Annotated in this window: 9 protein-coding genes; 5 read left to right on the forward strand and 4 right to left on the reverse strand. The window is 42.9% G+C overall.

What is annotated here, in order from left to right; genetic code table 11:
• Positions 1 to 92: 92 nt before the first annotated feature.
• Entirely contained in the window at positions 93 to 629 is a 537-nt protein-coding gene (locus tag HMPREF3090_RS03655; RefSeq protein ID WP_067971462.1) for a TetR/AcrR family transcriptional regulator, read from the reverse strand.
• A gap of 133 nt (positions 630 to 762) precedes the next feature.
• Here HMPREF3090_RS03655 and HMPREF3090_RS03660 point away from each other — a divergent pair, with 133 nt between their 5' ends.
• Together HMPREF3090_RS03660 and HMPREF3090_RS09945 are read left to right on the forward strand one after the other, a co-directional pair.
• The gene (locus tag HMPREF3090_RS03660) at positions 763 to 1,737 is read left to right on the forward strand and encodes an NAD(P)-dependent alcohol dehydrogenase (protein WP_067971465.1); all 975 of its coding nucleotides are present in this window, start codon (positions 763 to 765) and stop codon (positions 1,735 to 1,737) included.
• Positions 1,738 to 2,098: 361 nt separating this feature from the next.
• The gene (locus tag HMPREF3090_RS09945; RefSeq protein WP_230081924.1) at positions 2,099 to 2,308 is read left to right on the forward strand and encodes a hypothetical protein; all 210 of its coding nucleotides are present in this window, start codon (positions 2,099 to 2,101) and stop codon (positions 2,306 to 2,308) included.
• A gap of 224 nt (positions 2,309 to 2,532) precedes the next feature.
• Here HMPREF3090_RS09945 and HMPREF3090_RS03670 read toward each other — a convergent pair whose 3' ends face one another.
• The 3 genes from HMPREF3090_RS03670 to HMPREF3090_RS03680 all read right to left on the reverse strand — a co-directional run bounded on the left by HMPREF3090_RS03670 (position 2,533) and on the right by HMPREF3090_RS03680 (position 3,829).
• The gene (locus HMPREF3090_RS03670; protein ID WP_067971468.1) at positions 2,533 to 2,904 is read right to left on the reverse strand and encodes a type II toxin-antitoxin system PemK/MazF family toxin; all 372 of its coding nucleotides are present in this window, start codon (positions 2,902 to 2,904) and stop codon (positions 2,533 to 2,535) included.
• Entirely contained in the window at positions 2,898 to 3,146 is a 249-nt protein-coding gene (locus HMPREF3090_RS03675) for a hypothetical protein (RefSeq protein WP_168140251.1), read from the reverse strand. The genes HMPREF3090_RS03670 and HMPREF3090_RS03675 overlap by 7 nt, the downstream gene beginning before the upstream one ends.
• Positions 3,147 to 3,229: 83 nt before the next feature.
• Positions 3,230 to 3,829, reverse strand: a complete 600-nt coding sequence (locus HMPREF3090_RS03680) for a GNAT family N-acetyltransferase (protein WP_067971472.1) — start codon at positions 3,827 to 3,829, stop codon at positions 3,230 to 3,232.
• Positions 3,830 to 4,573: 744 nt separating this feature from the next.
• Here HMPREF3090_RS03680 and HMPREF3090_RS03685 point away from each other — a divergent pair.
• The 3 genes from HMPREF3090_RS03685 to HMPREF3090_RS03695 all read left to right on the forward strand — a co-directional run bounded on the left by HMPREF3090_RS03685 (position 4,574) and on the right by HMPREF3090_RS03695 (position 11,648).
• Positions 4,574 to 5,110: a sigma-70 family RNA polymerase sigma factor gene (locus tag HMPREF3090_RS03685; RefSeq protein ID WP_067971475.1), complete on the forward strand. Its 537-nt coding sequence runs from the start codon at positions 4,574 to 4,576 to the stop codon at positions 5,108 to 5,110.
• A complete protein-coding gene (locus HMPREF3090_RS03690) occupies positions 5,097 to 6,206 on the forward strand; it encodes a hypothetical protein (RefSeq protein WP_067971477.1) in 1,110 nt (369 codons plus the stop codon). Before HMPREF3090_RS03685 ends, HMPREF3090_RS03690 begins: the two co-directional genes overlap by 14 nt.
• A gap of 438 nt (positions 6,207 to 6,644) precedes the next feature.
• Positions 6,645 to 11,648, forward strand: a complete 5,004-nt coding sequence (locus HMPREF3090_RS03695; protein WP_070485946.1) for an endo-alpha-N-acetylgalactosaminidase family protein — start codon at positions 6,645 to 6,647, stop codon at positions 11,646 to 11,648.
• Positions 11,649 to 11,653: the final 5 nt, after the last annotated feature.

Raw genomic sequence — 11,653 nt, forward strand, 5'->3', positions numbered from 1 at the left:
TGATAATATCAATCTTTATCCCATTATTTAATGAACTGTTGTATATTTCTGGGGGAATTTAGGATGGGAAAGAGGAAATAAGGCAACAAATGTTATTGTATGTATGCACTAACTCCTTTTGAATATAAATCGTGTATCAATGAAAACAATTTTTCAGAGGGTAAATCTTTTTCTCTGTTCAGCCATAAATGAAAGAGCGTTAATGATGTAGAGATGTGAAATTCTAACAAATATGGCATGATAGAAGTGTCTGAAATCATTTCAGTATAAACTTCTTTGATGTTAAATTCTTCTTTTATCTTCTCCAAAAACCGTATATTTCCATACTTACCTAATAATGCTTTTACTTCTAATTCTTTTGCTTCAAAAAGCTCATAAATGTGTTGAGGAGTATTTATATTTCGCTTTTCTAAGGATTGTCTAACATAGGTCAACAAATCGTTTTCTACATATTCCAGCAACTCATATATATCTTCAAAGTAATGATAAAAAGTGCTTCGGTTGTATCCTGCTAATTTTGTGAGTTTTTGAATTGAGATTTTTTCAATCGGCATTTTCGCATATAGTTCACAAAATACATCAACAAATCTTTGCCTTGTTTTATCTGTTATTTCTGGTTGTTTGTTCATATTTTCCCTTTCTGGTATCATGCAACAGATTTTCAAAATCTGTTTATTGATAGCTCTAATAATAAAAGATACAATTATTATACAACATGATGTTGCATAATAAAACAGCAACTTCGTAGAAAGAAGTAAACATATGAAAGCAATGATTTATACTAAAACAGGCGATTTAGATGTGTTAAAAATACAAGATATTCCAAAGCCTGTCCCAAATGACAATCAAGTTTTGATTGAAGTGAAAGCATCTGCGTTAAGTATAACTGATTATGAAAGATTTAAAACACTAACCTCGAATGTCCCATTTTCTACCAAAATGACATCTTTTGTTATGGGATTTATAGGTTCTCCGATAGGTGCTGAAATTTCTGGTATTGTCGTTGAAACAGGTAAAAATATTACTCATGTAAAAGTTGGAGATTGTGTGTACGGAAAAACAGCGGGAACATTTCCAAAAGGTGGTTTTGCCGAGTATGCTCTTATGGATAAAGAACGTGTTTTTCAAAAGCCCGAGAACCTTTCTTTTGAGCAAGCGTCCGCCATTTCTATATCTTTTGAAACCGCATTAGGTGCACTACGAAAAGGAAAGGTGGAAGCTGGAAAACAGGTAATGATTTATGGAGCTTCGGGTGGCGTTGGACTATATGCTGTTCAATTAGCAAAAGCTATGGAAGCAAACGTTACAGGCGTGTGCAGTACAAGAAATATGGAACTCGCAAAACAAATGGGCTGTAATGATGTTATAGACTATAAAAAAGAAGATTTTACCAAAGTAGGCAAAAAATTTGATGCTATTATTGGAATAAACGGGTGTAACCCTATGAAAGTTTATAAACAGCTTTTAAAGCCAAATGGTATTTTTGTGGGTGTAGGAGATTTAAAACAGGCGACAAAAGCACTTCTCCATTCGTTTGTTTCAAAAAATTTTTCTTATTTTGCGCTACCAATGAACCCACAAAAAGATTATCTTCCTTATGCAAAGGAACTTTCAGAAACGGGAAAGTTGATACCTTATATAGATAAGGTTTATTCTGTCAAAGATACAAAAGAAGCTATCCGATATATTATAACTTCTCATGCACAAGGAAAAATTGTTGTTACTATGGACTTTTAACTGAATATTTCATTTTTATAAGCTCGTACAGACATAACGTTTTGTACGAGCTTTTTCTTTCTCTTCTTTCCGTATTTCCAAAGGGTGAGGCTGGGACAAAAGTTCCGGCCTCTTTTTAAAAAGCGAACATTTTTCAAAAACGTGTTCCAAAAGTCAGGCATGACATCCACTTCACGAACTATGTCCAATCGTTTACCAACGATTTCCCATAGTTCGTTCCAGTGGTTCAGGCCTGATCGACTTTTGTCACACTCTCATATTTCAACTTTGCGGAAAGGGGGTGAGATTATGAAACTATCTTCTTTTGAGGAAATCATCAGATTACAGTTTAATGCTTATATGATGATAACGATAAAAGGTATTGTCCGTTATCGCAAAAAAACGTGCAAAGCGTTTGGAGCATGAAACACTGTTTTGTGAAATTCCAGAAATAAAGCAGAATAACCAAAGTAATTATGATAGCTATTCCTTTGAATTTTCTGTATTTCAAGTATGGAATTTCTCAATCAAGGTATCTGATGAAAAACTAGGTACAGCTTTACGCAAGCTATTTGAAAAGCAACGTAACTAGATCTTGTTGTACTATTTTCAAGATATGCGGGACAGAGAGATTGCGGAACTTTACCATGTATCACGGTCTTCTGTAAGCTGTACGAGAAACAGAGGATTGATGGATACCCGTTTTTCTGGAAGGGAATGGCAGATTTTTCTTCATAGATGAATACCCTCTCGTTGTGTATATTATACAACAAAAAAAAAGAGAAAACAATAGGATAAAGATGATAATATCAACCTTTATCCCATTATTTGATGAACTGTTGTATATTTCTGGGGGAATTCAGGATCAATATGGGCCATAATGGTATCCAGGACATCCTGGTGCAAGTCCTCAACCAAATGATCGACCACGCGTCCATTGCGGTTGTCATAATCGAGACAGCGGATTTGGACCGTGTCGATGATTCCCTGGACCGCATTTTTCTCGGTTTTTAGCTTCAGGTCCATGGGATACTTGGCGGGCCGCTCGGTGATCGGCATGGCCCAGACAAAGCCGGCACTCTCCGTCATCATTTCATTGTTGACAATTAGAACCGGCCGCGTCTTGCCTTTTTCATGGCCTCTGGCGGGATCGAGGTCAATCACCGCAATATCGAATTGTTTTACCATTCTTCACCTGCAGTTTCCCCGTAATCGATCAGGCCTTCCTCATAAGTCCCCCCAGCCTGATAAAAGGCGCGAATTTTTTCTTTGAGGGGGCTTTTTTTCTTGGTCACTAAAATCGATTCCTTCTCAATGGTTAAATTAACCCGGTCGCCCACTTCTAAATCTGACAGGTCTAAGGCCCGCTGACTCAAAGGAATCGCTTGACGGTCCCCCTTCTGAATCACTTGCGAAGATAATTGCTTCACCACGATCAGCCTCCTCCTTCATTCTTTCATGCAATGCTATGATAACACAGGCTAGGCTGCGTGTCATATGCACCCTGGGTCACTTAACGAGTCTTGCCGTGGTAGAGGAAGTATTGGAAGGCATCCTTGTCATCGAAGCTGAAAGGCGCATCAGCCACTAAACCCTTGTAGTCATAGAAACTAACATCGCAATCGCTATCCGTGTGGAGGATAAAGTCATCCACCCCATGGTCGCGGAAGGCCTCCAAACCTGCCCGCCAGAGCTTGCCACCAATTCCCTTGCCTCGGGACCGGGCGCTCAGAATAAACAATTGGAGGACGCCTTGATAGGCCTCCTGGTGACCGCGGTCCAGGCAAGCGTTAGCCTCGCGCTCCCGGTCAAGCACCTCGAGAACGGTCTTATCCTGAATGCCCAATTCTTTCAGATAAGCCTCCCAATCGAGCGGGGCTTGGAGCTTGTCTGCCCCTTGGACATCCCCGATAAAAATCCCCAAAGTCTCAGCATCATAGTCCGCCACCAAGGCAAAAGTCCCCATCTCCAAACGCATCTTGGCATCGATATCTGCCAAGCGAGCAGCTAAATCAGGGTCTTCTGCCGTCACATCAGGATACCAGGTTTCTTGGATCATGGCCTTAACCGCATCAAAATCCGCTGCCTGGTAAGGTCTTATTTCTAATGGCATCACTTTTCCTCCTTTATTTATTATGGCTTAAAGATAAATCCTAGTCTAACAGAGGCCATGCTGAAAAACAATTCCTTTGACTTCGCGAGCTGTTGATAAAAGATAATGCGCTAATTATTTAAGTTGCATGTTGTCTGTTGTTGATTCTGTATACGCATATAGAACCCTCTGCTTTATCTCATAGAGTGATCCAAATGCATTATTTATCATAATCAAAATTCAAATCTAACTCCAAGCCAGACAAATACGACCACGTTGTCGGATTTGGGCAAGAAAATATTGAAAATGGAAAGCTTGTAGCTAACTTTCCATCAACTAGGAAAGCTAATTAATGGTAATCCCTCCTTACAAAGGACTAAGTAACTAAATACGAATTAACTAAAGACTAAGTTTACAAATAACGAATTTACAAAATGAATTAAATAAAATAATAGGCGCGCGTGCGCGCGAGAAAATCATTCCTCAAATTAAAATCAAATCAACAAGCAGAAGCTATTTTTTGCCAAAAGCCTGTCAATTCAACATCGAGACCACTTTTCAAAACTGCTAGCTCTAGCCCATGCTCACTTTCGACGCAAATTTGCTCAATAATAAGGCATGCAAAAAGCGCTCGGGCAGGTTATAGTGGACCTAAGGCTTGTTCATCGCTGCTAGCTCTCTCCTCGACAAAAAACCAAAAAAATTCCGATTTTGTGTAAGAATTGCCCCTTAGCTGGTGTATTCATAGTGAAAGGAGGACAGGCCATGTTAAATGATTTTTGGACTATCCAGCAGATTAAACACCGCAGAGAAAGCGGTATTCGCGCTGTCATTGACCAGTACGGCGGGCTTTTGATGGCGATCATCAAGCGCCATGCCCAGGGTTATGAGGCCTATCACGAGGAATGTTTTAACGATACCCTCTTAGCGATTTGGGACCATATTGCAGCCTATGACGCCAAGAAATCGTCTTTCAAGAACTGGATTGGCGCCATCGCCCGCTACAAGGCCTTGAACCTAGTCCGTGATAACCGGCGCCTTGCCCAGCAGGAGACCTATGATGACCACTATGAATCTGGGGATAGGCAAATCCTCGACCAGCTGATTCTCAGAGAGGACCTCGAACATTTGATTTCGACCCTTTCTGAAGAGGACCAAGCCATCTTCCTAGCCCTCTTCTACGAGGGGCAAGACGTCAAAGAAGTGGCCCAGGCCCACCAGCTGAGCCCCAACGCCCTCTACCAGCGCATCCACCGCGGCCGCGAAAAATTAAAAGGAGAGAGAAACCATGACCAAGTCTAAGATCTACCAGCTACTCAACCAGACCAAGATGAACTTATCGGACTATCCCGAGGAACACTTGTCCACCAAGCAAAAAGACCGCCTCTACGCCCAATTCCAGGCTTCTCATGGCCAAGAAAAGACCAAATCCTATCGACGTCCCCTAATCTTAGGCCTAGTACTTGCCATCGCCTTACTGACCCTCACCCCCTGGGGCCAACAAGCTTCCGCCTCCGTCAAGTCGCTCATCGACAGCACCCATTTCACCCTCTCTGCCAGCGCCGGCGATATGGGTGAAAAAACCTTCCCCGTCGGACAGACCATCCAGATGGGCGACCACCAAGTCAAGCTGGAAGATGCCCTTCTAGATGAGAATTCCGTGACCGCTTCCTTCCTGGTCGAATCGCCGGAATCCTTATCTCCCCAAGACTTCTATGATTTCGTCGGCATGGCTATCGCCGTTAACGGAAAAACGACCCGGATCAGTTCAGCAGCTGGCTCGGCTCGCTTATTGGATAACGGTATCTACCAAACGACTATGACCTATAACTTCGATGACCCCCTCGAGCTTCAGGCCAATAACCAGATCTATCTGCAGATCTCCGGGTTAATGAAGAATGCCAAGGAAGTCATTTCCATGAACGACGCCGCCTTTGACCTCAGCGGACGCCCCGAAGACTTGAACGGGGGCAGCCGCTATATTAACCCCGACAAGGACGCCTCGGCTAATCCAGACGGTGTCAACATCCAAGCTGTCAAACTCCACCCCCTAAAAACCCAAATCCAAGCCCAAATCCCTGAATCAGAAGCAGAAAACGCCATGATCGAAGCCGACCTCATCCTCCCCGATGGCCGCCGCTTGATCCTGACAGGTGCTTCTGAAATGAAAGCCTCAGCCACAGCTAGCCTGGTCGACTTCCAAGCCAACTTTGACTTCTCAAACGATTCAAGAAGCCAGGTAACCTTTGAAGACCTCATTAAGCAAGACAAAATCCAGGTCCAACTCTTTAAGATCCCCCTCCCTGAGGAAAGTGGTCGGATAACAAGCGACCAGCGGACCGCTTTGGGTGAGCCGGTGACGGTTGAACTCGATGAAGGAAATCAAGAGGACAAATAGGCCAAAAATCTTCTTAACAAATGACCGATATACTAGCCGGTCTAGCTCAATGTCCATCCGCAAAAAATGAAGCAGATACATTAAATCCATGCAAGCCTCATAGCCTTTTATCAGAAGCTCAGAGTGTCGCTATATAGTAACCCCTCATACAAACAGCCAACCGAGATCCTCCCCTCTACACTTATTGAGGTAAAGGGATGTCGGTTGGCTTTTTTTGATAATTTTTCAAAATCATTGGCTGATATATCTGGGGAAATAATTTTATGACTCCTATCACCTCCAATTAATGTTTATTTGTTCGTTTATATGATATATTACAACTTTATTCAAACACATTAGAACATTATTATTGTTTATTTGTTGACTTAAGCGTTTTCATGTATTAGATTGGAACTATCATATCATTTAACGTTTGTTATTTAAGGGAGGATATTTACTATGTTTTCATCACGAAATGTGAAAGAACGAGAAAAACAAACCCGTAAGCAACAACCGCATTATGCCTTACGCAAGACTTGCTATGGCTTGGTTTCATGTACAGTAGGGCTCATGATAGCAACAAGCTTTCAGACAGTCCATGCTGCTGAAAACTCAACAGTAGAAACTGAGCTAGAGAGCAGCCAATCGCAGGAACTTTCGACTGATGGAGAGCCTAGTCATGATCTGGATGTAAGCAATGATCAGGCTCCTGCACGCCAATCGATGGAGGAAGTGGATGCTGGTCCAAAAAGTCAATCGAACTCAGAACAAGCGAGTGCTGCTAACGAGGAAAGTAGCCCCAGCTCTTCTAATCGCCAAGTCACGACATATGCTTCTACTGATGAAGCAAGTCCTGAAGAGATAGCCGAAAGCGAGTGGTCGCTCGTATCAGGCGATGGGCAAAAGCAAGTGATTGAGGAACAGAATACACGGTACCTCCGCCTAAGTTCAAATTCAACTGACTCAGAGTCATCCTCCCTCTATAAAAAAGATGGAATGGAAGTAAATGAAGATGGTACCGCAAACTATACCCTCAATTTTATTGACCGGACGGAAGCCGATAGTTCCAAGTTTGGACTCTTCTTATCCCGTGACCAAGAAAATAATCACTTGTATCTTGGCTACGACACCGATGGCTGGTTCTGGTCCTATAAGACGCCAACAGTCGATAATAAGCTGACCAGCCACCGAAGTGACGCACCAATCAAAGGCGAACAAAACCAAGTGCTCATCAGCCTAAAATCAGATGGTCAATTGAACGCCACAAATAATGGAGAAAACTTATTTGATACTATCAATTTGCCAGGCTCCGTCATGGACTCCCTACAGGCCCATCCCCAGGCTTACCTTCACCTAGGCTCTACCCCAGAAGGTCCAACTGTCATTGATGTGAAGACAGACAACCAAGAAAATGTTACGGCTAACTTAGATGACAGTCTAGAAACAGGCCAAGCGATTGATGATAGTCAAGTGACATACGATACCCTTCGATCAGAGGATTTAGCGGTCAGAATTGACCAGGCTTTTCCACGCATTCAATCCTACTCCTATCAAGGTGGAGAGCTCTATGGTCAAGTGCAGCCGACTAATGTTATCCGGATTAACTATCAAGACGTGGTTCCAGAAGTTACTTACCATAAGATTGATGAGAGCACAGCCCAATATATTTTAGATATCAAATCTCCTGAGAAATTTATTGATGCAGCGATTACCTATCAAATTAAAGTTGATGATAACAAAGTCCACTTCGATGTCGTTGATATCAACAACCGCTATGACATTCAAGCAGGAGAAAAGATAGATAATCCCCTTAAGCTCATTATGACCATTGAATTGCCGGGGAACCATCTCGTTGCTGCCAGTTCCAAAGAAGTTGGTAGCCGCTTCGATGGGGCAATGATGTCAACCAATACTCACCATTCTGGCGATGTCCATTTAGATATCACCAATCCAATGGTTGATATGCCTGACACAGGCTTTATGTATGGCTTTGTCTCTAATCCTAAGCTAGCAGCGGGTGTCTGGAGCAATTCCCAGTTTAATTATGGGGGTGGCTCAAGCGACTACACCCGACTGACCGTTGGCAAAGAAACTTATGGATCTGATAATTATTTAGGTATCTCAAGCTCTCCCTATTTTTACCAAGTCCCCTACTATGACCGTGTCCTAGATGAAAGAACTTGGGAACTCCCTCAATCAACGATTGTTTTATCAACTGATCGCAACAATGATGAAGTGATTGATTGGCAAGATGCCGCTATTGCTTATCGGGAAGTTATGAATAATCCCCAGGGCTGGGAAGATGTCCCTGATCTCGTTGCTTACCGAATTGCGATGAATTTTGGGAGTCAAGCTCAGAACCCCTTCTTAATGACCCTTGACGGGATTAAGAAAATTTACTTACACACTGATGGCCTCGGACAATCTGTCTTACTGAAGGGTTACGGCTCAGAAGGCCACGATTCGGGCCACTTGGATTATGCCAATATCGGTGACCGCATGGGAGGTATTGAAGACTTCAACAAACTTCTTCGTTGGGCAGAACCCTATGGCGCTAAAATCGGCATCCACGTCAATGCTTCAGAAACCTACCCAGAATCAAAATACTTTGAACCAGAACGCTTACGTAAGAATCCAGATGGTTCCTATGCTTATGGTTGGAACTGGCTTGACCAGGGCATTAATATTCAAGCGGACTATGATTTAGCCAATGGCCGCTATGATCGCTTTAAGGACCTCAAAGAAATCGTCGATGACAATCTTGATTTTATTTACGTTGATGTTTGGGGGAACGGTCAATCCGGCAATAACGCGGCTTGGGCCACCCACCAGTTAGCTAAAGAAATTAACGACTTAGGTTGGCGGGCTGCTTTTGAATGGGGCTATGCTGGCGAATATGACTCCACCTTCCAACATTGGGCCGCTGATTTAACCTACGGAGGCTATACGCTAAAAGGGATTAATTCAGCTATTACCCGCTTCATTCGCAACCACCAAAAAGATGCCTGGGTTGGTCATTACCCAAGCTATGGCGGTGCTGCCATCGCCCCACTCCTCTTTGGCTACGATATGATGGATTTCGAAGGTTGGCAAGGCCGCAGTGATTACCAAGGTTACATCCAAAACCTATTCGAAACAAATGTCCCAACTAAATTTATCCAACACTTCAAAGTGACTCGCTGGGAAAACGGCGACCCCGTACAAATGTCAGATAATGGAGAAACTTACAGCTGGACGCCAGAAATGCGCATTGATTTAGAAGATGATGCCAATAATCATTTAAGCATTGAACGCGCTTCTAATGATGTGAACGATCCCGATTACCAGCGCCGCATCATCAGACTTAATGGTCGGAAGATCTTAGATGGGAGTACTTATTTAATCCCATGGAAATGGGATCAAAATGGAAATCTGCTCCCTGATCAAGCACAAAAATTATACTATTATTCCGATCAAGACCAAGCGACTAAATGGACACTTCCTGAATCTATAAAGGCTGACCAAGTCTACGTTTACGAGTTGACGGATTTAGGACTGGCCAACCCCCAACTTGTTGAGCTTAAAGAAGGCCAAATTCAATTAAAACTTAAAGGACGCACGCCTTATGTCCTTTACACAGAGGCTCAAGCACCCAAACAGGTTGTTTATGGTCAAGGAGAAGCCATCATAGATCCTGGCTTTAATAGCGGAAGTTTAGATAATTGGAACATCAAAGGTGAAGTAGTTGCTGCTAAGATCGAGCGCTCACAAGGCGATAACCCCATGCTTAGCTTCTCTAATCAAGAAGAGGACCTAAGCTTAAGTCACGAACTAAGCGGTCTTGAGGCCAATACGCCTTATGCCTTGAGCCTCGGAGTTGACAACCGCAGCGAGGAAGCTCTTGAGATCATTATTCAACAAGGTGATCAGACATGGCGACAAGTCATTGAAACATCCCCTGCACCAAACTATATTAAGGCCTACGCCCACAACACCCTGACAAAAAATGCCACAGTTGATAATTCTTCCTACTTCCAGGATGCTTTTGTCTTCTTTACCCCTACAGAAAGCAATGAACCGGTTAAGTTGACTCTGAAACGGTCTGCAGGAAATGGTAAAACATATGTTGATGATGTTCGAGTAGTTGAAAACCATTCAGCAATGTTCGACGGCCACCATGATTCTACAGATGCTCGTATCTTCTTCCAAGACTTTGAAAATGTCGCGCATGGCATCTATCCCTTTGTCATTGGTCCAATTGAAGGTGTAGAAGATAATCGGACACATTTATCCGAGAAAAATGCGCCCTATACACAACGCGGTTTTAATGGTAAGGTAATTTCTGATGTGATTGATGGTAAGTGGTCGATTAAAACAAATGGCTTAGTGAGCGCTAACAATCTGGTTTATCGAACTATTCCTCAAAACCTTAAATTTAAGCCTGGTAAAACATATGAGGTGACCTTCCAATATGAAGCCGGGTCGGATGGCACCTATGCTTTTGTGATAGGGAATGGGGAATATACAGGTCCCGATAAGCTAGACATCCACCCTCTTCCAAATACTTGGGAAGATTCGCCCGAGGCTAAAACGGTAACCTTCACTGTGACAGGCGCTGATAACGGAGAAACCTATATCGGTATCTTCTCGACAGCTAAAGCTTCAGACACCAAAGGAAAATCTGGTGGCGCTGCGAACTTTGCTTCTTACAATGACTTCATGCTGGATAATCTCAAAGTAGAAGAATTGTTAACAGCAGAAGACATCAAGAAAGAAGTAGAGAGTCTAATTAAGGATCGCTTGAATCATTTAGAACCAGTCAAGCAAGACAAATATAGCGAAAAATCCATAGCTGCTTACTTGGAGGCCCTGCATGCCTTACAGCAAGCAGATACTGACCAGCTATCCATCGAAGAAGCAGAAGCTCTGATCAAAGACTTAGACCAAGCTGAAGAAAACTTAAGCCTCCGCCCAAATGAAGAGACGCCATCTGACGCAGATCATGGTAAAGAGTCAGAAGCAACAGAAGAGCCTACAATTTCTGATGAAACATCAGCTTCAGACGCCAATAATAAAGATACTGATTCAGATCAACTAGGCAACACAAAGTCCCAAGTTGAGTCTGAAGATAGCTCAAGTCCAAGCAAAGAAAATAACCCAGAAGAAGTCTCCCATACCATTAACAGCAAGACAGCTAAAGAAGCAAGAGAGGATCGTGATGAAGCCCCTTCATCTCATTCAGAAACTAGAGCTTCTAATCAAGAACTAGAAAAAGTTTCTAAGTTCCCAGTTGAAGGGAAAGAAGACAAAGCTCTTCCTGCTCTTGAACATGTTCAAGGCAAAGACAAAGAGCCGGCCAAAGCCAATCCATCTACCGCTAGTCAGTCCAAACTTCCTCAAACAGGCGCGACCAGCCTCGCTGGACTCGGACTCAGTTTAATTGCGGTGGGTAGCTTGTTGAGCTTCAGAAACAAAAAACGCTAATTTTA

The sequence above is a fragment of the Aerococcus sp. HMSC23C02 genome, assembly GCF_001806805.1.
In the GTDB taxonomy this organism is placed as follows: Bacteria; Bacillota; Bacilli; order Lactobacillales; family Aerococcaceae; genus Aerococcus; species Aerococcus sanguinicola.